19 protein-coding genes and 5 tRNA genes are annotated in these 23,993 nt (G+C 69.4%); 15 read left to right on the forward strand and 9 right to left on the reverse strand.

The window, feature by feature from the left end; genetic code table 11:
* Positions 1-13 precede the first annotated feature (13 nt).
* Positions 14-877 carry an oxidoreductase gene (locus ACFXK0_RS06265; protein WP_379408768.1) on the reverse strand — a complete coding sequence of 288 codons (864 nt, stop codon included), beginning with the start codon at positions 875-877 and terminating at the stop codon, positions 14-16.
* A 146-nt stretch (positions 878-1,023) separates the two neighbouring features.
* Between ACFXK0_RS06265 and ACFXK0_RS06270 the strand changes: the two genes are divergently transcribed.
* On the forward strand, positions 1,024-2,643 hold the full coding sequence (locus ACFXK0_RS06270; RefSeq protein WP_379408769.1) for a (2,3-dihydroxybenzoyl)adenylate synthase: 1,620 nt from the start codon (positions 1,024-1,026) through the stop codon (positions 2,641-2,643).
* Between the two features lie 108 nt (positions 2,644-2,751).
* On the opposite strand, the gene ACFXK0_RS06275 is transcribed toward ACFXK0_RS06270, so the two are convergent.
* Positions 2,752-4,038 (reverse strand): salicylate synthase, encoded by a 1,287-nt coding sequence (locus ACFXK0_RS06275; protein WP_379408803.1) that lies wholly within the window; start codon positions 4,036-4,038, stop codon positions 2,752-2,754.
* A gap of 190 nt (positions 4,039-4,228) precedes the next feature.
* On the opposite strand from ACFXK0_RS06275, the gene ACFXK0_RS06280 reads away from it, so the two are divergent.
* The 3 genes from ACFXK0_RS06280 to ACFXK0_RS06290 all read left to right on the forward strand — a co-directional run bounded on the left by ACFXK0_RS06280 (position 4,229) and on the right by ACFXK0_RS06290 (position 8,630).
* Positions 4,229-6,658: a glycerol-3-phosphate 1-O-acyltransferase gene (locus ACFXK0_RS06280; RefSeq protein WP_379408770.1), complete on the forward strand. Its 2,430-nt coding sequence runs from the start codon at positions 4,229-4,231 to the stop codon at positions 6,656-6,658.
* Positions 6,658-8,073, forward strand: coding sequence for an HAD-IB family hydrolase (locus ACFXK0_RS06285; protein WP_379408771.1), 1,416 nt, complete (start codon positions 6,658-6,660; stop codon positions 8,071-8,073). Before ACFXK0_RS06280 ends, ACFXK0_RS06285 begins: the two co-directional genes overlap by 1 nt.
* Positions 8,074-8,195: 122 nt before the next feature.
* Positions 8,196-8,630, forward strand: coding sequence for a DUF6069 family protein (locus tag ACFXK0_RS06290; RefSeq protein WP_379408773.1), 435 nt, complete (start codon positions 8,196-8,198; stop codon positions 8,628-8,630).
* 54 nt (positions 8,631-8,684) lie between these two features.
* Here ACFXK0_RS06290 and ACFXK0_RS06295 read toward each other — a convergent pair whose 3' ends face one another.
* Complete coding sequence (locus ACFXK0_RS06295; protein WP_379408774.1) at positions 8,685-9,404, reverse strand: polyprenol monophosphomannose synthase; 720 nt, start codon at positions 9,402-9,404, stop codon at positions 8,685-8,687.
* Positions 9,405-9,530: 126 nt separating this feature from the next.
* Positions 9,531-10,214 (reverse strand): GAP family protein, encoded by a 684-nt coding sequence (locus tag ACFXK0_RS06300; protein WP_379408775.1) that lies wholly within the window; start codon positions 10,212-10,214, stop codon positions 9,531-9,533.
* Positions 10,215-10,341: 127 nt separating this feature from the next.
* On the opposite strand from ACFXK0_RS06300, the gene ACFXK0_RS06305 reads away from it, so the two are divergent.
* Genes ACFXK0_RS06305 through ACFXK0_RS06315 form a run of 3 tightly spaced genes read left to right on the forward strand, consistent with a single transcriptional unit; the run spans position 10,342 to position 12,968 of the window.
* A complete protein-coding gene (locus ACFXK0_RS06305) occupies positions 10,342-10,659 on the forward strand; it encodes a hypothetical protein (protein WP_379408776.1) in 318 nt (105 codons plus the stop codon).
* A complete protein-coding gene (locus ACFXK0_RS06310; protein ID WP_379408777.1) occupies positions 10,659-11,918 on the forward strand; it encodes a hypothetical protein in 1,260 nt (419 codons plus the stop codon). Before ACFXK0_RS06305 ends, ACFXK0_RS06310 begins: the two co-directional genes overlap by 1 nt.
* Before the next feature lie 9 nt (positions 11,919-11,927).
* Entirely contained in the window at positions 11,928-12,968 is a 1,041-nt protein-coding gene (locus tag ACFXK0_RS06315; protein WP_379408778.1) for a hypothetical protein, read from the forward strand.
* A gap of 40 nt (positions 12,969-13,008) precedes the next feature.
* Here ACFXK0_RS06315 and ACFXK0_RS06320 read toward each other — a convergent pair.
* Positions 13,009-13,085 (reverse strand) — tRNA-Asp (locus ACFXK0_RS06320).
* A gap of 118 nt (positions 13,086-13,203) precedes the next feature.
* Here ACFXK0_RS06320 and ACFXK0_RS06325 point away from each other — a divergent pair.
* From ACFXK0_RS06325 to ACFXK0_RS06345, 5 genes are read left to right on the forward strand one after another with little or no spacing between them, the layout of a single operon-like run.
* A complete protein-coding gene (locus ACFXK0_RS06325) occupies positions 13,204-16,416 on the forward strand; it encodes a carboxyl transferase domain-containing protein (RefSeq protein WP_379408779.1) in 3,213 nt (1,070 codons plus the stop codon).
* 35 nt (positions 16,417-16,451) lie between these two features.
* Positions 16,452-17,666 carry an acyl-CoA dehydrogenase family protein gene (locus ACFXK0_RS06330; protein ID WP_379408781.1) on the forward strand — a complete coding sequence of 405 codons (1,215 nt, stop codon included), beginning with the start codon at positions 16,452-16,454 and terminating at the stop codon, positions 17,664-17,666.
* The gene (locus ACFXK0_RS06335; protein WP_379408782.1) at positions 17,667-18,449 is read left to right on the forward strand and encodes an SDR family oxidoreductase; all 783 of its coding nucleotides are present in this window, start codon (positions 17,667-17,669) and stop codon (positions 18,447-18,449) included.
* Positions 18,442-19,476, forward strand: a complete 1,035-nt coding sequence (locus ACFXK0_RS06340; protein ID WP_379408783.1) for a phosphotransferase family protein — start codon at positions 18,442-18,444, stop codon at positions 19,474-19,476. The genes ACFXK0_RS06335 and ACFXK0_RS06340 overlap by 8 nt, the downstream gene beginning before the upstream one ends.
* Positions 19,477-19,500: 24 nt before the next feature.
* Positions 19,501-20,166 (forward strand): TetR/AcrR family transcriptional regulator, encoded by a 666-nt coding sequence (locus ACFXK0_RS06345; protein ID WP_379408785.1) that lies wholly within the window; start codon positions 19,501-19,503, stop codon positions 20,164-20,166.
* A gap of 60 nt (positions 20,167-20,226) precedes the next feature.
* On the opposite strand, the gene ACFXK0_RS06350 is transcribed toward ACFXK0_RS06345, so the two are convergent.
* The 4 genes from ACFXK0_RS06350 to ACFXK0_RS06365 form a co-directional block, all read right to left on the reverse strand.
* Positions 20,227-20,303: transfer RNA gene (locus ACFXK0_RS06350), tRNA-Phe, on the reverse strand.
* 60 nt (positions 20,304-20,363) lie between these two features.
* Positions 20,364-20,437: transfer RNA gene (locus ACFXK0_RS06355), tRNA-Asp, on the reverse strand.
* A 30-nt stretch (positions 20,438-20,467) separates the two neighbouring features.
* A tRNA-Glu gene (locus tag ACFXK0_RS06360) sits at positions 20,468-20,540 on the reverse strand.
* Between the two features lie 92 nt (positions 20,541-20,632).
* Positions 20,633-21,304, reverse strand: coding sequence for a TetR family transcriptional regulator (locus ACFXK0_RS06365; RefSeq protein WP_379408786.1), 672 nt, complete (start codon positions 21,302-21,304; stop codon positions 20,633-20,635).
* Between the two features lie 760 nt (positions 21,305-22,064).
* Here ACFXK0_RS06365 and ACFXK0_RS06370 point away from each other — a divergent pair.
* The 3 genes from ACFXK0_RS06370 to ACFXK0_RS06380 all read left to right on the forward strand — a co-directional run bounded on the left by ACFXK0_RS06370 (position 22,065) and on the right by ACFXK0_RS06380 (position 23,928).
* A tRNA-Lys gene (locus ACFXK0_RS06370) sits at positions 22,065-22,140 on the forward strand.
* A gap of 58 nt (positions 22,141-22,198) precedes the next feature.
* Positions 22,199-22,786, forward strand: coding sequence for a DUF937 domain-containing protein (locus ACFXK0_RS06375; protein WP_379408787.1), 588 nt, complete (start codon positions 22,199-22,201; stop codon positions 22,784-22,786).
* 185 nt (positions 22,787-22,971) lie between these two features.
* Positions 22,972-23,928, forward strand: a complete 957-nt coding sequence (locus ACFXK0_RS06380) for an acyl-ACP desaturase (protein WP_379408789.1) — start codon at positions 22,972-22,974, stop codon at positions 23,926-23,928.
* The last annotated feature ends 65 nt before the right edge of the window (positions 23,929-23,993 follow it).

Consider the following 23,993-nt stretch of genomic DNA (forward strand, 5'->3'; position numbering starts at 1 on the left):
GGAGTGTGGATGATCACAGTAGACCGCAGAGCTTTTCGGACAGCTCCCACAGCGCCTCGGCGACCGCGCGGTCCCGCGAGGCGGCCGAACTCGACACCCGCTTCGGGTACCCGCGCAGCTCGAACAGCCCGTCGGGGCCGTAGAACGCGCCCGGCTCGATATCGGCGGTGGCGGCGAAGAGCGAGGGCAGCGCGCCCTGCTCGGCACTCTGGGCCAGCGTGCGGTTGCCCAGCGACATGAACAGGTCCTGGATGGACTCGGTGTGTGACATGAGCTCGGTCGCCGCGTAGCCGGGATGGGCGGCCACCGAGACGACCGCCGAGCCCTCACCGGCGAGGCGGCGCTGCAGTTCGTAGGCGAAGATCAGGTCGGCCAGTTTGGCTTGGCCGTAGGCGAGCCAGCGGTCGTAGCGGCGCTGCTCCCAGTTCGGGTCGTCGAGGTTGATCTTGCCGATGCGGTGCGCGTTGCTCGACACCGTGACCACCCGGTCGGTGATCCGGTCCAGCAGCAGGTTGGTCAGCGCGAAGTGCCCCAGGTAGTTGGTGCCGAACTGCATCTCGAAGCCGTCGGCGGTGCGCCGCAGCGGCAGCGCCATCACCCCGGCGTTGTTGATCAGCACGTCGACGCGCTCGAGGGAGTCGGCGCAGGCGCGCACCGACTCGAGGTTGGCCAGATCGAGCCGGCGGACCTCGGTGTCACCGGGCAGACCGGCCGCGACCTGCTCGGCTTTGGCGATATTCCGGCAGGCCAGGACCACCCGCGCCCCCGCACCACTGAGCGCCCTGGCGGTGGCGGCGCCGAGGCCGCTGTTGGCGCCGGTGACGACGATCGTGCGACCGGTCTGGTCGGGAATATTCGCGGAAGTCCACTTACTCACTTGTGAAAGTCTAGTTATCGCAGGCGAAAGAGCGAATCGGCAAGAGCCGGTGGGTAGTTCACCCGGTCGGCGCTTTGTGCGACGCGGGCCCCACCTGGTGAGATAGGGTTGCCTAACCTACTACGGCAACACAGTGAGGGCAGCTCATGACGTCGACCTCGGCTTCGGCAGACCACCGCGAGGGCTATGTCCCGTTCCCCGACGACGCCGCCCAGCAGTACCGCGCCGCCGGCTACTGGGCCGGTCGCACCCTCGGTGACCTGCTGCGCGACTCGGCCCGCGCCCATCCCGAGCGCCCCGCCGTCCTCGGCGCCGCCACCCCGATGACCTACGCCGACCTCGACGCCGCCGCCGACCGGACCGCCCACGGTCTGCTCGCCCTCGGCATCGCCCCCGGCGACCGGGTGATCGTGCAGCTGCCGAACATCCCCGAATTCGCGACCGTGCTGTTCGGCCTGCTGCGGGCCGGCATCATCCCGGTACTCACCCTGCCCGCGCACCGCCGCGCCGAGATCGAACACCTGGCCGCGCTCTCGGGCGCGGTGGCCTACCTGATCCCGGATCGGCTCGGCGATTTCGACTACCGCGAGCTGGCCGCCACGGTGCGCGCGGCGGTACCGAGCCTGCGCCACGTCCTCGTCGCCGGTGACCCCGGTGCCTTCACCGCCCTGGATTCGGTTGCCGCCGATGGCGATTCGCTGCCGGTCATCGATCCGGCCGAGATCGCGGTGATGCTGGTCTCCGGTGGCACCACCGGCCTGCCGAAGCTGATCGCGCGCACCCACGACGACTACGCCTACAACGCCACCGCCAGCGCCGAGGTCTGCGGCCTCACCGCCGCGGACGTCTACCTGGCGACCCTGCCCGCCGCGCACAACTTCCCACTGGCCTGCCCCGGCATCCTGGGCACCGTGGCCACCGGCGGCGCGCTGGCCTTCACCCTGGACCCGAGCCCGGAGTCGGCCTTCGCCGCGATCGAGCGGCACCGCGTCACCGTCACCGCCGTCGTCCCGCCGCTGGCCCAATTGTGGAGTGCCGCAGTGGAATGGGAGGACGCCGACCTGAGTTCGCTGCGGCTGCTGCAGGTCGGTGGCGCGCGGCTGGCCGAGGTCAACGCCCGTGAGGTCGAGCCGGCGCTGAAGTGCACGTTGCAGCAGGTGTTCGGGATGGCCGAGGGCCTGCTCAACTTCACCCGCCTCGACGACTCCACCGAGCTGGTGTGCACCACCCAGGGCCGCCCACTGTCCCCCGCCGACGAACTGCGCGTCGTCGACAGCGAGGGCAACGATGTCGCGCCCGGCGAGGAGGGCGAACTGCTCACCCGTGGGCCCTACACCCTGCGCGGGTATTACCGTGCGCCGGAACACAATGCGCGCGCCTTCACCCCCGACGGCTACTACCGCAGCGGCGACCTGGTGCGTCAGCTGCCCAGCGGGCACCTGGTGGTGAGCGGCCGGATCAAGGACGTGATCAACCGCGGCGGCGAGAACATCTCCTGCGACGAACTCGAGGAGCACCTGCTCGCCCACCCCGCCGTCCGGCACGCGGCCGCGGTCGGCCTGCCCGACGCCACCCTCGGCGAGAAGGTGTGCGTCGTCCTGGTGGTCACCGGCGAACTCCCCACCCTGGTCGAACTCAAGACCTTCCTCACCGACCGCGGCCTGGCCACCTACAAACTCCCCGACCTGGTCCGCCAGGCCGACTCCCTACCCATCACCGCCGTCGGCAAGATCGACAAGAAAGCCTTGCGCACTGATTTCGCATGAACATGGGTAACTCGTCGGGAACGCCCGGCCCGGGCCGACGGTCATGACCGCCGGCCCGGCGACCGAGTCCAGCGCACCCCACGTCCGGCAGAAATCGCGGGGAGGCGGTCAAGCTCGGACGACGTAAGGCGCTACGCTGCCGAGCTTTTCGCAGGTCTCCTCGAATTCGCGCTCGGGGCGCGACTGCCCGACAACTCCGGCGCCCGCGCGCAGCCAGGCACCCTCACCGGTCTGGTAGACCGCGCGCAGCACCAGTGTGGCCTCGAGCGCACCGGACGGCGAGATGCGTACCACCGCACCGGAATACAGGCCGCGCGGGTCGTGGTCGTTGCGGAAGACCGAGTCGACGCCGGCCTGCTTGGGGATGCCGGAGGCGGTCACCGAGGGGAACAGCACCTCGAGCGCGTCCCAGCTGGTGCGGCCGGGGGCGAGAGTGCCGCGCACGGTGGAGGCCAGGTGCTGCACGCTGCCGCGTTCGCGCACGGCCATGAAGTCGGAGACGGCGGGAGTGCCGGGCGTGGCGACCGCGGTGATCTCGGCGAAGGAGGTCTGCACCGAGATCGCGTGCTCCACGATCTCCTTCGGATCGGCGAGCAGCTCGGCGCGCGCCGCGTTGTCGGCTTCGACCCCGAGACCGAAGGCGCGGGTACCGGCGAGCGGCTCGGTGGTGACGACGCGATCCTCGTCGACCGAGACCACCAGTTCGGGACTGAATCCGGCTGCCTCCAGACCGCCCAGGCGCAGCAGGAACGAGCGTGCCGGGGTGTTGGCTGCCCGGCCGAGCCGGTAGGTGGCGGGCACGTCGACGGCGAAGGGCAGCTCGACCTTGCGCGACAGAATCACCTTCTGATAGCCGCCGGAACGGATCTCGGCGACCGCGGTGGCGACCCGGTCCTGGTAGCCGGTGGGGTCGGACCGCACGTCGACGGGGGTGGCGACGGGCAGCTCGGCGCCCTGCGACGCGGCGATCAGGTCGTGGATATCGCAGGTTTCGTTCGGGGTGGCGCCACTGATCCGCACACCGGAGGCGTCGATGCGCACCTCGATCCGCGGGATCATCAGATCGGCCAGGGGCGTGCGCTGGTTGAGGTAGCGGGTGGCGGCCAGGGCGTAGGCGCAGAATTCGAAGCCGATCCAGCCGTAGGCGGTGCGGCCGTCGAGCGGGAGTTCGGCCAGCGCGGCGTCGACGACCTGGGCGGGGCTGCCGGTCCAGGCGCGGGCGGTGGTCTCCTCACCCCAGCGCACGCGCAGTTCACCGGCATCGAGTTCGACGGTGCCCAGCGGATCGGCCGCGAACACCCACTCGCCGGGTTGCTCGTAGACGACATACTCACCGAATCGGTCGGCCGCGGCCAGGGAGGCCATCGCCGCCGCTGGATCGGTCACATACTCCACCCGTACGGGTTGTTCCGTCGACGACACCGATCCTCCAAGGTAATGCTGACCTAACTTAGCCGAGTTAGGTTAGCATTACCTCGCGGATTGCGAACGTTCGAAATGGGTATTCTTCGCCACTCCGCGACGCGGCAACGCGCGGTATCCGAAGTTCGGTGCGCCGAGGCCGATCTGCGGCTTCAATGGAGGAATGATCGACAACGGCAGGCGGCGTGGCCGGCGTTCCGGACCGGCGGCGGACTCGGTGGTCGCCCTGGTCGACGCGGCCTCCGGCGTCGAACGCGAAGTGATCGGCGCCTGGATCGCCGAGGGTGGGCTGAGCCGGGAGATCGACTCCGCCGCGCCGGTGACCCAGCTCGACCTGGACGCCAAGGCACTCATCAAACGCCTGGTAGGCAGGCACGACGACCCGCTCGTGGTGCCGGTGCGGGTGCTGTGGCTGCCACCCGAACGCGACGGCGTCCGCCGCGTCACCTTCGCCGACCTGGTGATGATGACCAACCCGCGCAAACCCAACCGGCTGGTCCAGCGCCGACTGCTGCGCACCGAGCCGGACCGGCATCGGGTCCTCGTCGGCGCGCCCGCCCGGCTCAGCGAGCTGCGCGCCAACAATCCCGAGGCCGCCGCGCTGCTGCGCGCCGGGACCGCGGAACCGTTCGCGCGCGCGGTGGTGCGGGCCGCCGTGGTCGCGCTGGAACGCGCCGAACGCACCGTCATCGGCGATCGCTACAAGGTGCCGCAGCTGGTGGCCGAGGAGATCCTGGACTCCCCCGAATTCCAGCGCAAACTCGACTACATCGCCGACGAGATCGGTTCCGAGCCCGACCAGGTCTATCGCAATGCCGAGAAGGCGCTGCGCGAACTGGTCGCCGCGCAGAGCCGGCTGGTCTCTGACCTGTTCACCCAGGCCATGCGCCCGGTGCACGCCTCGACCTGGAAGGTCGACACCGATCTGGGCGGCCTGGACGCCCTGCGCACGCTCAACCGCAAGTACCCGCTGGTGTTCCTGCCCTCGCACCGGTCCTATGTGGACGCCTTCGTCCTCGGTGATGTGCTCGCGCGCAACGACTTCCCGCCCAATCACGTGATCGGCGGCGCGAACCTGAGCTTCTGGCCGATGGGCCCGATCGCGCGGCGCACCGGCACGGTGTTCATCCGGCGCAGCTTCGGCGACGACGAGGTGTACAAGGCGGTCGTAGAGGAGTACTTCGCCTATCTGCTGGCCAAGCGCTTCAATATGGAGTGGTACTTCGAGGGCGGACGGACCAGGACCGGGAAGCTCAGGCCGCCGCGCTACGGCCTGCTCAATTACCTTGCCGCCGCGGTACGTTCGCGCCGGGTCGAGGACGTGATGCTGGTGCCGGTGTCGATCACCTACGAGCGGCTCAACGAGCTGGGCGCCATCGCCAGCGAACAGTCCGGTGGTACCAAGAAGGCGGAGGGTATCGGCTGGCTGGCCAGATATGTGCGCAGCCAGCAGCATTCGGCCGGGCGGGTGTATGTGCGTTTCGGGGAACCGATTTCGGCGCGGGCCGGGCTGTCCACGCACGGTGACCCGCTCGACGAGCGCCCGATGACGATCCCCTTGCGCGGCACCGACTCCGGCGTGACCAGCGTGCCCGACGAGTCGGCGCTGGCCGAGGTCGAGCGGAAAGCGGTGCAGCGGTTGGCTTTCGACGTGGCCGTCGGCATCAACGAGGTCACTCCGATCACGGTGAACGCGCTGGTCACGCTGGCCCTGCTCGGCGTGCACGAGCGCGCACTGACCCTGGGCGAGGTGCGCACGGTGCTCGACCCCGTGCTCGGCTACATCGACGCGCGCGGCCTGCCCGCCGGGGAGATGACCGCCCTGCGCGACCAGCAGGGTCTGCGAGTGGTGCTCGAACAGCTCGCGCTGGCGGGAGTGGTCACCGTGTATCGCGGTGGGCTGGAACCTGTTTACGCCATCGAGGCAGGCGCGCATCTGGAGGCGGCGTTCTATCGCAACAGCGCGGTGCACTGGTTCGTCAACCGCGCCATTCTCGAACTGGCCGCGCTGACCGCAGTGGAAGCGCCCGGCGATGATCCGCTGCGCGCGGCCTGGAAAGCGGCGTTCGCGCTGCGGGATCTGCTCAAGTTCGAGTTCTTCTTCCCCGAGCGGCAGGAGTTCGCCGAACAGATCATCAATGAGGTCCGGCTGATCGTGCCCGAATGGGACGAACACACCCCCGATGACCGGCTCGATCGCCAATTCCTCGGCGCGCTCACCGATTCCGGGTTCGTGATGGCGCATCGTGTGCTGCGCTCGTTCTTCGACGCGCAGCTGGTGGTGGCCGAACGGCTGGTCGCCCGGCCCGCCGATGTGGTCATCGATCGCAAGGAGTTCATCGACGAATGTGTGGCGGTGGGCAGGCAGATGCTGTTGCAGCAGCGGCTGCACAGCCCCGAGTCGGTGTCGTCGGAATTGTTCACCAGCGCGTGGAAACTCGCCGACAACCACGGGTTGATCGCGCCCGCCGCCGAGGGCGCCGAGGCCGAATTGCTGGAGCGGCGAGTGGAATTCGCGCAGCAGTTGCGTGATCTCGGCGAGCGTATCGCGCGGGCCGCGACCCTCGACCCGTCCAACCGGACCGCGTTCTGATGAGCACACTCGACGCGGCGGTGGCCGCGATCCGGTCGGGTCCGCAGGGTGCGCAGGTGGTCGCCGCCTTCGATTTCGGCGGGACGGTGGTCGACGGTTTGCCGCGACACGGACTGTTACGCAAGCTGTTTCGTCGCGGTGACGCACGACGGGCCGCACTGCTCGGCGGCATCCGGCGCGGTGGCGGCGACGGCGACTATGGGCGCTTCTTGCAAGCCGTCGAGCGAACGTGGTCCGGTGTGCCCGAGACCGAGCTGATGGAGCTGGGGCGCAAGGCATTTCGCAGCGAGATCTACGGGCGGCTGTATCCCGAGGCGTGGCGGCTGGTGCGCGAACATCAGCTGGCCGGGCACACGGTGGTGCTGGTCAGCGAGCTGACGAGCTTCCAGGTGACCCCTGCCGCGGAGCGTCTCGGCATCGACGACGTGCTGTGTACCCGCCTGGCCACCGACGACGGCGTCCTCACCGGCCACCCCGACGGGCCACCGCTGTGGCGCACCGGAAAGGCCGGTGCTGTCCGGGAATTCGCCGAACGGGCAGGCGCCGAGATCGGCTACGCCTACGCCGACAGCGCCACCGACCTGCCGCTGCTCGAACTGGCCGCCCACCCCGTCGCGATCGACCCCGATCCGCCGCTGGCCGCGGCCGCCATCACCAACAGCTGGCCCGTGCTCATCTTCCGCCCGCGCCGCGCGCCCCGGCCGGTCGACTATCTGCGCACCGTGGCCGGTTTCGTCGTGCTGATCGGCGGCGCGCTCACCGGCGTCCTGCGCAAGTCCTACACCCGCAAGCGCCAGGCCATGGCCGACGGGCTCATGCACGACGCCACCACCGCCACCCTGCGCGCGATCGACGTACGGCTACAGGTGGTCGGCATCGAGAATGCCCGTGCGCCACGGCCCGCGGTGTTCCTGTTCAACCACCAGAGCCAGTTCGACGTGATCATCGTGCCGAAGGTCCTCGACGGCGCGGTGACCGGCATCGGCAAGAAGGAACTGGCCAACCATCCACTGTTCGGGCCGCTGATGCGCTTCGTCGGAGTCACCTTCATCGACCGTGCCGACTCCGCGGCCGCCCGTGCCGCGCTCGCCCCGGTGGTCTCGACGCTGCGCAACGGCCTGTCCATCGCGGTCGCGCCCGAGGGCACCCGGTCCTACACCCCGGGTGTCGCCCCGTTCAAGAAGGGCGCCTTCCACATCGCGCATCAGGCCGGTGTCCCGGTGATCCCGGTGGTGATCCGCAATGCCGGGGAGATCGCCTGGCGGGATTCGCCGATCGCGCGTTCGGGCGTGGTGGATGTGGCGGTGCTGGCGCCGATCGATGTCTCCGGGTGGGACCCGGCCGACATGGACGACGAGGTCGAGCAGGTGCGGCGGCTGTATGAGCACACGCTGCTCAACTGGCCGCAGGACTGAAGCGGGTCAACGGCCCTCACCTGCGTCTTCCGTTCTCGCGGAAAATAATTCACACCCAACACTTGACCTGAATCATTGTTTAGGTTTGATGATGGTCTCACCACCGAGTGAGGGAGAACATCATGACCACCACCATCGCCGCCACCATCGACCGCACAGTTCCCGTCCTGAACCGGGCCGTCGCCGTACTGGGTGGCGTCGTCGCCGCCGTCGTGCTCAACCTGATCGTCTGGGGTATCGGCGAGGCCGCGGGCGGGGAATTCGTGACCACCGACGGCGACAAGCTCATGGACGTCGCACCCGGCGGCGTCGTGCTCATGTCGGCGGTGCCGCTGCTGATCGGCCTGACCCTGGCCGTGCTGATCTCCTACCTGTGGACCGGCGTGCTGCGCGTCGCCGCGGTCATCGGCTCGGTGCTGACGATCGCGACCATCGCGCTGACCGTCGACGCGGACTTCGACACCGCCTCCACCATCGCGCTCTCGGTCATGCACGTGGTGCTGGTACCGGTCATCGTGATCGCCCTGGAAGGCGTGCGGCGCGGCATCACCCGGTGACCCGGAAAACGCGAAGGACCCCGCCGATCCCGGCGGGGTCCTTTCGGCGCGGGGCTAGACCGAGCGGCCGAACAGCAGCTTCCACGGCATGAGCGCCGACTCGAGCTGGACCTTGAAGCTCATCTTCGAGGCACCGATGGTGCGCTCCTCGAACCGGATCGGCACCTCCGCGATCGTGTAGCCCTTCTTGATCGCGCGGTAGTTCATCTCGACCTGGAACGAGTACCCGTTGCTGCGGATCGAGGCCACGTCGATCGCGCGCAGGGTGTCGGCCTGCCACGCCTTGAAACCGGCGGTGGCGTCTTTGACGCCGAGGCGAAGGAGCAGGTTGACGTAGAAGTTGGCCCACGCCGAGAGCGCCTTGCGGTACCACTTCCACTCCGCGGCGGTCGAGCCGCCGGGCACGTAGCGCGAGCCGAGGACGACCCCGGTATCGGGCGAGCTCAGCTTCTCCAGCATGGCCGGGATGACCTCGGCGGGGTGCGAGAGGTCGGCGTCCATCTGGATCACCACGTCGGCGCCCTCGTCGAGGGCCTGGGTGATGCCCGCGATGTAGGCGCGGCCGAGGCCGTCCTTCTCGGTGCGGTGCAGCACGCTCACCACGTTCGGCAGGTCGGCGGCCAGCTTGTCGGCCACGTCGCCGGTGCCGTCGGGTGAGTTGTCGTCCACCACCAGCACGTGCAGATCGGGGACCGGCAGCGCCGTCAGCCGCTCCACCGCCACCGGCAGATTCTCCCGCTCGTTGTAGGTCGGCACAACAACGGTAACCCTCAAGGGTCGCCCTCCCTGCTCACCTGGTCACGCCCGGCGACCCAGCGAAACGGGCACCGCGACTGTCATCGATTCGTGATGACGGTACTCGATCCACCTGACACGAAACTGAGCGGCCGTGCGGGGCCCTCACCAGAGCTGCCCGCCGTGGACCAGCGCGTCCACCACCAGCGCGACGCCGAACACCACGAAAAGCACCCGCACCACCGGCGGTCCGTAGCGGGTCAGCCCGCGCACGAGCACCCGGTACACCCGGCGCGTGCGCGGGGTGCGGCGCAGCGCGAGCGCCAGCACGACCAGCGGGAGCACCAGCGCGACGGCGCAGTAGGCGGCCACGATGAGCGGCCAGCCCAGCGGCAGCGGGCGCTGCGCGGACAGCAGCGCCAGCGCGGCCAGGTACGGCACCGAGGTGGGCACCTTCGCCAGGCCCAGGGTGAAACCGACCACGCCCATCAGCCAGGGCCGCTCCCGCACCGGCCGCACCCAGCGGCCGCCGGTGTTCATCGAGGTGCCGACCGGCAGCGCGGCGACCGCGATCAGCACCACGCCGATCAGCAGCTCACCCCAGTACCGCAGGGTCGGCGTCAGCTCGAAGTCCAGCAACCGGACCAGGAAGTCGATGCCGAGCACCGTGCACAGCCCGAAGGCGAAGGAGACGGCGAACACCCCGCCGATGAAACTGAGCACACCGACCAGCGGCGATCGACGGCTCAGCCTGCTGTCGGCGACCACGGCCGTGGTGATCGCCACCAACAGCACGTCGAGCGCGTCCAGCACGGCGAACCCGAGCAGCGTGACCAGCAGAACTCCCATGACTTCCGCGACCTTACCCGCCGGTCACCAAGCGGCCGACCTGCGGTAACAGTCAGAGCCACCCGCAATGGCCCGGAGCTGGTTACGCTTTTCTGGGAGCACCCGCGATCGTGAAGGGGAAGACCTCGTGGCAGAAATGTCCTTCGACCCGGCAGCGCTCGACGCGTATCAGCGTGCGGCAGCCCGGGTTTCCGAACTACTCGGCACAGCGGCCACCGACACAGCGACCGCGGCCGGGGTCGATCTATCCGGATTGGGCGCGCTCGGACGCGAATTCGCCGCCGCCTGGACCCAGGCCGCCGGCGATCACGCCGCAACCCTGAGCACCGCGGGAAATCTGGTCACCGCCTATCAAACGATCCTGGATCAGTTCGGCGACACCGTCGTCGGGATCGATACCGGGCTGGCCGGCGGGCTGGACGCGGCCGCGAGCGAGGTGGCGTGATGCGCACGAAATCGCTGGTCACCGAGACCACGCTGAGCACGATCACCCCCGCCGAGGCCGAGGCCAAGATCGCGCCGGTGATCGCCTTGCTCGAGGTGCCGCTGCTGGAACTGCGGAATTCGCTGGGCACCAACACCTCCACCGACCCCGCTGCCGACGTGGTCGCGGCGCTGACCTCGGCGTCGACCGCGACCACCGCCACCGAGGACCCGCACCGGCTCGGGTTGTACGCGCTGGAGTCCACCGAGACCGCCGCGCCCGCCACCCCGGCGCTGCGCCAGACCGCGACCGAGGTCTCGGCGGCGGCCGATCGTGGGCAGCGGCTGAGTACCCTGCTCGGCCAGGCACATTCGACCCAGGCCACCGCGGCGGCCAAGGTCGACGCGATCATCGCCGACTTCCGGCGCAAGGCCAAAGCCGCCGCACCCGCGGTGAACAGCAGCAATCTGGATGCGATCGTCGAACTCGCCGAAGAGGCCATCACCGAGGCGGTCGGGGTGGTCGGCACCGCGAGCACCGAGATGGACCAGTACACCCGCGACACCAAAGACCTCACCAGCGATCTCGGCGGCACCAATGGGGTGACCGTGCCGCCCGGCGCCACCGAGGTCGCGCCGGGGGTCTACGTCCTGGGCACCGGCGGCAGCGATTACAGCACCTACAGCTTCAACGATGACGACGACGAATCGACCGGCGATCCGGCGACCGACGCCCAGCTCGCATTGCAGAAGGCGCTGATCAGTGGCGGTGTCTCGCTCGGCAGCGCCGCCATCGACGCGGGTGTCGAGTTCGGCACGCATCTGATCGACAAGATCGCCGAGGTCGCCATGTACGGCATCGACTCCGGGACCGAGCTGGCGACCACCGGCATCGACACCCTGGCCGCCGGGGTGACCGGCACCGACGGCACCTCGACCATCCCGGCCGGGACCACGCCCACGGCGCCGTCCACCAACGGCGGCAACTCGAACACGCTGTTCGGTGGGCTGGGCGGCACCTCCGACAAGCCGGCCACCACCGCGCCGAGCACCCCGAGCAAGCCGGAGACGACGCTCGCGCCGACCACGCCGGAGCCGGCGTTCCAGGCGCCCAAGACCGAACAGCCGGTGCAGTCCGCGCCGAACACGCCGTCGACCCAGCAGCCGATGCAGGGCGGGGTGATCCCGCCCGCCGCGCGCCCGCAGCAGGACCAGGAGACCGAAAAACCATCCACCGCACCCAAACACGGTCAGCCGGGGGTAGTCCCGGCGCCCGCCTAGGCCGCGCGCATGGACAATCCGTTCGGGGCCTACTTCTCGTCGCCGGACGGCGCCACGCCTGCCCGGCGACGACCGCAGGGCAAGCGGCGGCGCAGGCGGCGGCGCGAGGCCGAACCGCAGACCATCGGCACGAATCCGGAGGTCTGGCCGCCGCCGGAGCCGGAGCCCTTCGACGACCGTCCCGCCGCGCCGCCCGCCTATGTCGAGCCGGTCTATCGCACCGACGACGAGGACGACGACGGGTTCACCGGCGACTGGAACGACTGGCACGACGAGACCGCCGCCACCACCGAGCCGGTGCGCCGCGACGACGTGGACTGGAACGACTGGGCCACCACCACCGCCACCGAGCAGAGCGGTGACCACGTGGAGATGCCGGTCCTGCCACGGCTCAAGGACTTCGGCGGTGGCGGCACGATCAGCCGGCGTCCGCGCAAGTCCTACGACGACGAGCGCTACGACGACCCGCACGGGCGGACAAAGGCCGCGGCGGTGATCAAGGGTGTGGTCGGCGCGCTCGTGTTCGTCGTCGCGCTGGGTCTGGCGGCCAATATCTTCCTCGGGCCGGGCGACCGGGCCGACGAGGCGAAACAAGCGGCCCTGGCCGGGGCGCCGACCACCGAGTCGGCCCCCACCCTGGTCGCGCCCGCGCCCGCGCACGCCGTCGACGGTTGCGAATCCTTCCGCAGCCCGTCGATCACCATCAGCGCCGACCGGGGTGACACCGCCAGCCCGCAGGGCGCGATCCTGGGCTTCGAGTACAGCTATTACGTCGACCGCGACGCCGCCAAGGCCCGCACCTATGTCACCGATGACGCGTATGTCGGCGACGAGGCCGCCCTGGCCGCGGGTATCGCGACGTTCCCGATCGGCGTGAAGTACTGCATCCACATCACCCGCGCCGATTCCACCGATCCCAGCCTGTGGAATGTCACCGTGCAGCAGCAGTGGCCCGGCGACACGGCCATCGAGAAGATCAACCAGACGATGCGGACCACCGAGGTGTCGGCCGGGCGCTATCGGATCACCAGCATCGACCACCGGAACTGAAGAAGTCCCCCGCACCGGGCTGGTGTGGGGGACTTCTTCGTGGCGACCCTGACGGGACTCGAACCCGCGACCTCCGCCGTGACAGGGCGGCGCGCTAACCAACTGCGCCACAGGGCCTTGCTGTACTTCGCTGGAGCAGCGTACGTCAGAGACCGGGTCCGGGCGTAATCGAGCAGGTCGGCAGGGTCCCGGTGACATAGTTGACACTGACGTCAACTTTAACAACACTGTGATCGTGACCACAGGTAGCCACGGGAAACTGCTCATCGCCAATCGTGGCGAGATCGCCCTGCGCATCATCCGGACCGCCGCCGAACTCGGCCTGCCGACGGTGGCGGTGTACGCCGAGGACGACGCCGACAGTCCCCACGTCCACCTGGCCGACGAGGCCATCGCACTGACCGGCACCGGCGCGCCCGCCTACCTCGACCACGCCGCGATCCTCGCCGCCGTCAAGGAGTCCGGCGCCGAGCTGATCCATCCCGGCTACGGATTCCTCAGCGAGAACGCCGAATTCGCGCGTACTTGCGCGGCAGCCGGATACACCTTCGTCGGCCCCGACGCCGCCGTACTCGACTTGTTCGGCGACAAGTCCGCGGCCCGGCGCGCCGCCACGGCAGCCGGCGTCCCGGTCCTGCCCGCGACCGACGGGCCCGGCGACCTGGCCGCCGTACGCGCCTTCTTCGACGCAACGCCCGGCGCCATCATGATCAAGGCGCTCGCCGGTGGCGGCGGGCGCGGGATGCGGGTGGTGCGCGCGGCGACCGAACTCGACGACGCCTTCCGGCAGTGCGCGGCCGAAGCGCAGCTCGGGTTCGGCGATCCCGCCGTGTTCGCCGAGGCGCTGTTCGAGCGCGCCCGCCACATCGAAGTGCAGATCGTCGCGGCGGACGGCCTCGCCCTGGCCATCGGCGATCGTGATTGCAGCGTGCAGCGCAGGCATCAGAAGCTGATCGAGATCGCCCCGGCCCAGGACCTGCCGGACACGCTGCGCCGGGACCTGCACGCGGCGGCGGCCCGGCTGTGCGCGGGCGTGCGCTATCGCGGGCTCGCCACCGTCGAATTCCTTGTCTCCTCCGACGAATTCGTGTTCCTGGAGGTCAATCCGCGAATCCAGGTGGAGCACACGGTCACCGAGGAGGTCACCGGCCTCGATCTCGTCGCCACCCAGCTCGCCCTCGCGCGCGGCACCGCCCTCGACGACCTCGACCTCCCCGACGGCATCCGCGCCGACGAAGCGACCTGCACCGGCGACCCGGCCACCGCCGACGGTATCGCCATCCAGACCCGGGTCAATATGGAAACGATGGCCGCCGACGGCTCGACCGTGCCGACCGCGGGCACCCTCACCTCCTTCGCCCCGCCCACCGGCCCCGGCGTCCGCGTCGACACCTTCGGTCGCCCCGGCCTGACCCCGAGCCCCCGCTACGACTCGCTGCTGGCCAAGGTGATCACCCGCACCCGCGGTGGATCCTTTCCCGCCGCCGCCCGCAAGGCCGAGACGGCGCTGGCCGAGTTCACCGTCGGCGGGCTCGGCACCAATATCGCCTTCCTGCGGGAGATTCTGGCCGACAGCGCTTTTCGCGCGGGCGCCGTCACCACCGATTTCCTCGCCGAACGCCTGCCCGCGTTCGTGGCGGCGGCAGGCAGGCCGGAGATCGCGGTCGGCGCGGTCGAGCTGTATCCGGGCCAGGAGGCCGTGCGCGCGCAGCTGGCGGGGACCGTGGTCGAGGTGGCCGCCGAGGGCGACGAACTCGGCGCGGGCGCGCAGCTCGCCGTGCTCGAGGCGATGAAGATGCAGCACGTGCTCACCGCGCCCGCGGCCGCCACGACCGTGCGGGTGCTGGTGCGGCCGGGCCAGGTCGTCTCCCCCGGCGACCCGCTGGTGATCATCGCCCGCACCGGCGCGGGCGAAACCGGTGACGCGCGCACCGAACTCGACCTCGATCGCCCGCGCGCCGATGTCGAGGAGATCGCCGCCAGGCACCGGGTGACCCTCGACGACGCGCGCCCCGCCGCGATCGCCAAACGACACGGACTCGGCCGCCGCACCGCCCGCGAGAACATCGCCGACCTGGTCGACCCGGGCAGCTTCGTCGAATACGGCGCGCTCGCCGTCGCCGCGCAGCGCAGCAGGCGCAGCGAGGACGACCTGATCGCCAACACCCCGGCCGACGGCCTGGTCACCGGCCTGGCCACCATCGGCGCCGACCGGGTCGGCCGGGCGGCGGCCGAGGCGGTGGTGGTCTCCTACGACTACACCGTGCTCGCCGGCACCCAGGGCAAGGTCAACCACGCCAAGACCGACCGCGCCTTCGAGCTGGCCGCGCGCAAACGGATTCCGGTGGTGCTCTTCGCCGAAGGCGGTGGCGGCCGCCCCGGCGACACCGACTGGACCGGCATGGGCCTGGACGTGCCTACCTTCCGCGCACTGGGCGCGCTGCGCGGGCGGGTACCGCTGGTGACGATCGTGTCGGGCCGCTGCTTCGCCGGCAATGCGGCACTGGCCGGGTCCTGCGACGTGATCATCGCGACCCCCGACGCCAATATCGGTATGGGCGGACCGGCGATGATCGAGGGTGGCGGGCTCGGTGTGTGGCGGCCGGAGGACATCGGCCCGATCGAGGTGCAGCGGCGCAACGGGGTGGTCGACCTGGTCGCCCGCGACGAGGCGCACGCGGTGGCGCTGGCCAAGCAGTACCTGAGCTACTTCCAGGGCCGCGTCACCGATTTCGAGGCGCCGGACCCGCGCCTGGCCCGCCAGGTGGTGCCGGAGAACCGGTTGCGCGCCTACGACATCCATCGCGCGATCGAGGCGATCGCCGATCTCGGCTCGGTGCTCGAGCTGCGGGCGGACTACGGGGTCGGGATCGTCACCGCGCTGGTGCGGGTGCAGGGCGAGCCGTTCGGCCTGGTCGCCAACAGCAGTCATCACCTGGGCGGTGCCATCGACGCCGAGGCCGCCGACAAAATGGGCGATTTCCTCACGCTGTGCCAGTCGTTCGGGCTGCCGGTCGTCTCCCTGTGCGACACACCGGGATTCATGGTCGGGCCCGAGGCGGAGAAGACCGCGACGGTGCGCCGGTTCAGCCAGTTGTTCGTGCTCGGCGCGCAGCTCAGTGTGCCGTTCGGGATGGTCATCCTGCGCAAGGGCTACGGGCTCGGCGCGATGGCGATGGCCGCCGGGCACCTGCGCGCGCCGAACTTCACCGTGGCCTGGCCGACCGGGGAGATCGGCCCGATGGGGCTGGAGGGCGCGGTGCGGCTCGGTTTCCGCAAGGAACTCGAGGCGGTCACCGATCCGGAGGAGCGCGAGACGCTGTTCGGGCAGCTGCTGGCGCTGGCCTATCAGCAGGGCAAGGCACTCACCGCCGCGACCGGGTTCGAGCTCGACGATGTGATCGATCCGGCCGACACCCGCGCCTGGATCGCCACACTGGTCCGATAGTTGACGTTGACGTCAACTTCAAATAAGTTCGGGTCATGTCACTCTTCGAACTGTCCGAACGGGCCGAGAAGTACCGGGCTGACCTGCTCGAATTCATGGACAGCCAGGTCTATCCGGCCGAGCCGGTCTACGACGCGCAGATGCGCGAATCCGGCGACCCGCACTTCCAGCCACCGATCCTCGAAGAGCTCAAGGCCGAGGCCAAGCGCCGCGGCCTGTGGAATCTGTTCCACCCACACCCCGGTCGCGGCCCCGGCCTGACCAACCTCGAATACGCGCCGCTGGCCGAGATCATGGGCCGCAGCCACCTCGCCTCGGAGGCCTGCAACTGCAACGCCCCCGACACCGGCAATATGGAGGTGCTCGAGCTCTTCGGCACCGACGAGCACAAGCGCAAATACCTGCAACCACTGCTCGACGGCACCATGGCCTCGGCGTTCGCGATGACCGAACCCGCCGTCGCCAGTGCCGACGCCACCAATATCGAGCTGTCGATGGTGCGCGACAGCGACGAATACGTGCTCAACGGCCGCAAGTGGTTCGCCAGCAACGCCCTGCACCAGAACTGCCGGGTGCTGATCGTGATGGGCAAAACCGATCCGGCCGCCGCCCCGCACCGTCAGCAGACCATGATGGTCGTCCCGATCGACGCACCCGGTGTCACCGTGCTGCGCGGGCTGCCGGTCTTCGGCTACCAGGACCGCGAAGGCCACGCCGAGATCGACTTCACCGATGTGCGGGTGCCGGTCACCGACGTGCTCAAAGGCGAGGGCGAGGGTTTCGCGATCAGTCAGGCGCGGCTCGGCCCCGGCCGCATCCACCACTGCATGCGCAGCATCGGCATGGCCGAACGCGCGCTGGAACTGCTGTGCAAGCGGGCGCTGTCGCGGGTGACCTTCGGCCGCCCGATCGCCGACAACGCCAATATCCAGGACTGGATCGCCGAGGCGCGCATCGAGATCGAGATGATCCGGCTGCTCACGCTCAAGGCCGCGCATCTGATGGACACCGTCGGCAACAAGGCCGCGCGCACAGAGATCGCCGCCATCAAGGTGGCCGCGCCGAGCATCGCGCTCAAGATCGTCGACCGGGCCATCCAGGTGCACGGCGCCGCCGGCGTCACCGACGATTTCCCGCTGGCCATGGCCTGGGCGCACCTGCGCACCCTGCGCCTGGCCGACGGCCCCGACGAAGTGCACAAGCGCAGCATCGCGCACCAGGAACTGCGCAAATACAAGGAGAGCAAGTAGATGACCGGACTGGATCTGACCGGCCGCGTGGCCATCGTCACCGGCGCCTCGCGCGGCATCGGCCTCGCCATCGCCCAGGCGCTGGCCGCCGCGGGCGCCGAGGTGGTGCTGACCTCGCGCACCCAGGAATCCGCCGACGCGGCCGCCGCGCAGGTCGGCGGCACCGCGCTCGGTGTCGCCGCGCATGCCGTCGACGAAGACGCCGCGCGCCGTTGCGTCGAGCTGACCATGGAACGCTTCGGCCGCATCGACATCCTGGTCAACAACGCGGGCACCAATCCGGCCTTCGGCCCGGTGATCGACCAGGACCACGCCCGCTTCGCCAAGATCTTCGACGTGAACCTGTGGGCGCCGGTGCTGTGGACCTCGCTGGTCACCAAGGCCTGGATGGGCGAGCACGGCGGCGCGATCGTCAACACCACCTCCATCGGCGGGTTCACCCTGGAACCGAACATCGGCCTCTACAACGCCTCCAAGGCCGCGCTGACCCACCTCACCAAGCAGCTGGCGCTGGAGCTCGCGCCCGCCGTGCGGGTCAACGCCGTCGCGCCCGGTGTGGTGCGGACCAAACTGGCCGAGGCGCTGTGGCGCGAACACGAGCAGGCCGTCGCCGGCGCGACCGCGCTGGACCGGATCGGCGAGCCCGCCGATATCGCCGCCGCCGTGGCGTTCCTGGTCTCCGACGCGGCGAGCTGGGTGACCGGCGAGACCATGGTGATCGACGGCGGTCAGCGGCTCGGTGACGCGGCCCAGTTCCGTGGCGGGGTGTCGATCGGTGGCTGAACTACCCGTGGCCGGCGTCGATCCGCCGGCGATCGGCCGGTGGTTCACCGCGCTCGGCATCGAGCACACGGCACCGTTGCGCTTCGACCGGATCGGCCTCGGCCAATCGAATCTGACCTACCTGGTGCGAGACGGCGGCGAGCGCCGCTGGGTACTGCGCCGGCCGCCGCTCGGGCACCTGCTGGCCTCGGCGCACGATGTGGTGCGCGAGGCCAGGATCATGGCCGCGCTCGCGTCGACCGAGGTGCCGGTGCCGCGGATACTCGGGGTCCTCGACGATCCGGCGGTGTCGGAGGTCGCGATGGTGCTGATGGAGTTCGTGGACGGGCAGGTCGTCGACACCATGCCGGTGGCCGAGGCGCTCACCCCGGCCCATCGCGGTGCGATCGCGGCCTCGCTGCCACGCACTCTCGCCCGCATCCACGCCGTCGATCTCGAGACGGTCGGCCTGGCCGATCTGGCGAGCCACAAGCCCTACGCGCAGCGCCAGCTCAAACGCTGGAGCAGTCAGTGGGAGCAGTCCAAGACCAGGGAACTGCCCGCACTCGACGACCTCACCCGCCGGCTCACCGCCGCGATCCCCGAACAACGCGAAGTGACCCTGGTGCACGGTGACTTCCACCTGCGCAATGTGATCACCTCCCCCGCCACCGGCGCGGTGGTGGCCGCGCTGGACTGGGAGCTGTCCACCCTCGGCGACCCACTGGCCGACATGGGCAGCCTGCTGGCCTACTGGGCCGAGCCCGGCGAGGACATCGCTGGTGACTTCCCCGCCTCGGCACTACCCGGTTTCCCGGACCGCGCGGCGATGTCGCGCGAATATCTCGCGCTGACCGGCCGCGATCCGGCCGCGCTGCGGTACTGGCACACGCTGGGTTTGTGGAAGCTGGCCGTCATCGCCGAAGGCGTGCTGCGGCGCGCGCAGGACACTCCGCAGAACCGGGCGGCCGCGGGCACGCCGACCGTCGCGCGGATCGACGCGATCGTGCACAAGGCGCTCGAGGTCGCCGCCGAGGCCGGAATCTAGCGGCGGGCGGGATATAAATACTGCATGGATCGTGCCGCGGAGACCGACAGTGAGAGTGCGCCGCCCTCGATGGCGCGCACCTCGCTGTTGCGCGATCTCCCGGCCACCCCGCGCGGTCTGCGCACCCGCGCGGCACTGATCGCCGCGGGGCGCACCGTCTTCGAGCGGATGGGTTACCTGGACACCCGCCTGGTCGACATCACCCAGGAAGCCCAGTGCTCGTCGGGCACCTTCTACACCTATTTCGCCGGGAAAGAGGAGATCTTCGCCGCCATCCTCGAGCACGCCCAGGAGGACATGCTGCACCCCGGCATGGCCCGGGTGGACGCCGAGGACGACCCGGCGGCGATCATCGAGGCGAGCAACCGCGCCTACTTCGAGGCCTACCGCCGCAACGCGAAACTGATGGGCCTGCTCGAACAGGTAGCCGCCATCGACCCCGAGTTCGGCACCCTGCGCCAGAACCGCGCCGACGCCTTCATCCACCGCAATGCCCGCAGCATCGCCGACCTGCAACAACGCGGCATCGCCGACCCCGACCTCGACCCGCTGCTGACCGCACGCGCCCTGTCGAGCATGGTCAGCCGCCTGGCCTTCCACCACTTCGTCCTCGGCGCCGACACCGAGAACCTCGACGACCTCGTCTTCACCGCGACCCGCCTGTGGGTCAACGCCCTCCGCATGCGCTGACCCGCCGCGTCGTCTGGACAAAAAAAGCCCCCTCACCTGGTGTTTTCGGTGAGGGGGTTGTGGTGGCCAGAGCCGGGATCGAACCGGCGACCTTCCGCTTTTCAGGCGGACGCTCGTACCAACTGAGCTACCTGGCCGCAGGCACCCATACTGAATGCCGAACGCGAAGCGCCGGAAGAATCTCCGGCGCTGACTTGCGACCCTGACGGGACTCGAACCCGCGACCTCCGCCGTGACAGGGCGGCGCGCTAACCAACTGCGCCACAGGGCCTTGCTGTACTGCTACACAGTCCGAAGACTGTACCCCCTACGGGATTCGAACCCGCGCTACCGCCTTGAAAGGGCGGCGTCCTAGGCCGCTAGACGAAGGGGGCTCGTCCCGGATTCCTCCGGACCGGCTTTCAACGTTTCCGTTGGGAGCTCGCATAGCTTATGACAGGTGTGCGCAGACTTCCAAATCGGCTGGTCAGGCGCCCAAACCGAGGTCGTCGAGGCGTGCTTGCGCGCGCCAGCCATCGTTGCGGAAGTGCTGGATCCACAACGGGGTTGCCATCGACTCCACGATAACCTCGAGCACCTCGGCGAAGCGCCCGCGCAGATCGGCGGCCGAGCCGGTGGCGATCGGGTCGACCAGATAGCGCTGGCCGGCCAGCGCCGCGGCGAGCGTGCGGGTGAAGCGGTCGGGGTCGGCGTCGGCGCGCAGCTGCCCGTCGTCGATGGCGCGCACCGCGAGTACCCGGGTGGCGCGGCCGACGATGCGGCCGCCGCCGTTGCCCGCGTCGCGATGGAAGTCGGGCTCGATCACCAAGCGGTACTCGGCCTGCACGACGGTGTCGTGCTCGAGGCGCAGGGCGATCTCGTCGACCATCCCGTGCAGCACGTCGAGCGGACCGAGGTCGGTGCGCGCCAGCCAGCGCTCCGCGCAGAACCGGTAGCGCTCGACCGCGGTCTCGAGTACCGCGCGGGCCAGATCCTCTTTGGAGTCGAAGTGGAAGTACATCGCGCCCTTGGTCGCCCGCGACCCTTCCAGAATGCGGTTGAGCGACGCCGCGGCGTATCCGCTCTTCCCGAACTCGACGGCCGCGGACTTGATTATCGCCGCGCGTGTCCGGCGCGCCCGCTCTTGCTGCCGTGCCATGCTCGAAACGCCTCCGAACGTTCTCGTCGCCCTCGATCAATTACCGACCGCTGACGCGAATAGTTGTTTTATTTCGGTACCCCACCGGCTATAGTTCGCCCGCCCGGGTGCGCCGCAGGGGGTGCACACTCGGGCTCCACTACCTGTGAGAACCGCCTCCTCCTGCGGTAACGACTACCCCTTTGCCAGGAGTTCGCGTGCCCATCGCGATCACCCCGGCACTCGAACCCTCATCGAATTCCCAGCTGCCACACCGGGCGCCGAGATGTCGCAATACGCAGCGCCGGTGATTGTTCCGAGATTCACCAGGCGATCACCGTACCTGCATTCGCGGGTCGACACGCGGCAAATGAGGCACCCGTCCGAACATCCGGTCCGGATATCCACCGCAGCAAACGGGTAGCGACAAAAGTGGTTACATCGGCTACCAATTCCACAGTGGCACAATCCGGTTGACCAGGGCTTCTACCCGTCGGCGAACCCCCTGCGATTCGCCGAAAGATCGCGAGACCGGCGCCCATGCCACTCCACCTCATCGGGCACACACCCTCTCCTGATCCAAACATGTTGCACAACAACAGTATTCGATGACAGCCCGAAACAGGAAGTCCGAACATCGGTGGGCACCAGAGGTTTACCGGACATCGCCGGACCCCGCGCCGCCGTTACCGGCGACCACCAGCTCCGATCCGCGCCCCCGACGCCGACCGGGTACCGGTATTCGGCCCACAGCCACACCGTCCGCTAGACTCTCCGGCGCGCCCCTTTAGCTCAGTTGGTAGAGCTGGTGACTTTTAATCACTAGGTCGTAGGTTCGAGTCCTACAGGGGGCACCACGGATACCCTGGGCCGCGACCCGGGCCTACCGGGCACCCCTCTACCCAGGCGGAGCCGATGACTTCATTCGATGATTTGCTCTCCCAAGTCCCGATCGCCCAGATCGCCGATCAGCTCGGCGTCGACCAGGCGACCGCTACGACGGCCGTGACGGCCGCACTGCCGACACTGCTCGGCGGCCTGCAAGCCAACGCGGCCCAGCCGCAGGGCGCGGCCGCACTGCTCGGGGCGCTCGACAATCACGGTGGCCTCGTCGAGGGCGCGGGCGCGGTCGACCTGAACCAGGTCGACGTGGCCGACGGCGAGAAGATCGTCGATAACGTCTTCGGCAGCGAGAAGAACACGGTGATCAGCGCGCTCGGCGGCACCGGGGAGGCCGGCGGCAGCGCCCTGATCGGCAAACTGCTGCCGATCCTGGCCCCGATCGTGCTCGCCTACCTGGCCAAGCAGGTCACCGGTGGTGGCGGTGCGGCGGCGCCCGCACCACAGGCCTCCGGCGGCGGGCTCGGCGATCTGCTGGGCGGGCTGCTCGGCGGCGCGGGCTCCACCGGCGGGCTGGGTGGCATGATCGGCGACGCGCTGTCCAAGAACTCGGGCGGCGCGCTGGGCAGCGTGCTCGGTGGCCTGCTCGGCGGCAAGCGCTAACACCGCGCGGCCCGCAGCGATAGTCCCTACGCTGCGGGCCGAGCACCTAGACTCGTAAGCACGACCAAATCGGCATAAGCCGACGATGTGGCCTCGCACGAATGTTTCGCATCACACCTACGGTGCCGTAAGGTATGGCCGCATCGCGACGTTCGACCGCAAGCCAGACAGCGAAGGGTTTTTACATGGCAAGGGATCTGACTCAACTCGAACTGCTCACGGAGTTGGAGCCGGTTGCCGAGGAAAACGTCAACCGGCACCTGTCGCTCGCCAAGGAATGGCACCCGCACGACTACGTGCCGTGGGACGAGGGCCGCAACTTCGCCGCCATGGGTGGCATCGACTGGGATCCGGAGCAGTCCAAGCTCAACGAGGTCGCCAAGGCGGCCATGATCACCAACCTGCTCACCGAGGACAACCTCCCGTCCTACCACCGGGAGATCGCCGAGAACTTCTCCCAGGACGGCGCCTGGGGCACCTGGGTCGGCCGCTGGACCGCCGAGGAGAACCGCCACGGCATCGTGATGCGCGACTACCTGGTGGTGACCCGCGGCGTCGACCCGGTCGCCCTGGAGAACGCGCGCATGGTCCACATGACCAACGGGTTCGCCTCCCCCGCCGAAGTCGACGCCGGATTCCTGCACTCGGTCGCCTACGTGACCTTCCAGGAGCTGGCCACCCGCGTGAGCCACCGCAACACCGGCCGGGTGTGCGACGACCCGATCGCCGATCGCATGCTGCAGCGCGTCGCCGCCGACGAGAACCTGCACATGATCTTCTACCGCAACCTCTGCGGCGCGGCGCTCGACCTGAGCCCCGACCAGGCCATCGAGGCCATCTCGCTGATCGTCGAGAACTTCCAGATGCCCGGCGCTGGCATGCCGAACTTCCGTCGCAACGGCGTGCTGATGGCCAAGCACGGCATCTACGACCTGCGTCAGCACCTCGAAGAGGTCGTGCAGCCGGTGCTCAAGAAGTGGAACATCTTCGAGCGCACCGACTTCACCGCCCGCGGCGAGGCCACCCGGGAGCGGCTGGCCGGCTTCCTGGACAAGCTCGGCCAGGACGTCCTCAAGTTCGAGGAGCAGCGCGACAAGATGCTCGCCCGCGAAGCCAAGAAGCGCGAGCTGGCCGGCGTCTGATCCGTCCACGCGAAAAGCGCCGCCCGCCGAGTCGACTTGGCGGGCGGCGCTTTATGCTGTGCTGG

It is taken from the genome of Nocardia sp. NPDC059177, from assembly GCF_042755165.1.
Taxonomy (GTDB): Bacteria; Actinomycetota; Actinomycetes; order Mycobacteriales; family Mycobacteriaceae; genus Nocardia.

Coding starts and splice junctions, on each gene's coding strand:
- ACFXK0_RS06270 (WP_379408769.1), top strand. CDS start 1,024: ATGACGTCGACCTCGGCTTCGGCAGACCACCGCGAGGGCTATGTCCCG.
- ACFXK0_RS06280 (WP_379408770.1), top strand. CDS start 4,229: ATGATCGACAACGGCAGGCGGCGTGGCCGGCGTTCCGGACCGGCGGCG.
- ACFXK0_RS06285 (WP_379408771.1), top strand. CDS start 6,658: ATGAGCACACTCGACGCGGCGGTGGCCGCGATCCGGTCGGGTCCGCAG.
- ACFXK0_RS06290 (WP_379408773.1), top strand. CDS start 8,196: ATGACCACCACCATCGCCGCCACCATCGACCGCACAGTTCCCGTCCTG.
- ACFXK0_RS06300 (WP_379408775.1), bottom strand. CDS start 10,214: ATGGGAGTTCTGCTGGTCACGCTGCTCGGGTTCGCCGTGCTGGACGCG.
- ACFXK0_RS06310 (WP_379408777.1), top strand. CDS start 10,659: ATGCGCACGAAATCGCTGGTCACCGAGACCACGCTGAGCACGATCACC.
- ACFXK0_RS06315 (WP_379408778.1), top strand. CDS start 11,928: ATGGACAATCCGTTCGGGGCCTACTTCTCGTCGCCGGACGGCGCCACG.
- ACFXK0_RS06330 (WP_379408781.1), top strand. CDS start 16,452: ATGTCACTCTTCGAACTGTCCGAACGGGCCGAGAAGTACCGGGCTGAC.
- ACFXK0_RS06335 (WP_379408782.1), top strand. CDS start 17,667: ATGACCGGACTGGATCTGACCGGCCGCGTGGCCATCGTCACCGGCGCC.
- ACFXK0_RS06345 (WP_379408785.1), top strand. CDS start 19,501: ATGGATCGTGCCGCGGAGACCGACAGTGAGAGTGCGCCGCCCTCGATG.
- ACFXK0_RS06365 (WP_379408786.1), bottom strand. CDS start 21,304: ATGGCACGGCAGCAAGAGCGGGCGCGCCGGACACGCGCGGCGATAATC.
- ACFXK0_RS06375 (WP_379408787.1), top strand. CDS start 22,199: ATGACTTCATTCGATGATTTGCTCTCCCAAGTCCCGATCGCCCAGATC.
- ACFXK0_RS06380 (WP_379408789.1), top strand. CDS start 22,972: ATGGCAAGGGATCTGACTCAACTCGAACTGCTCACGGAGTTGGAGCCG.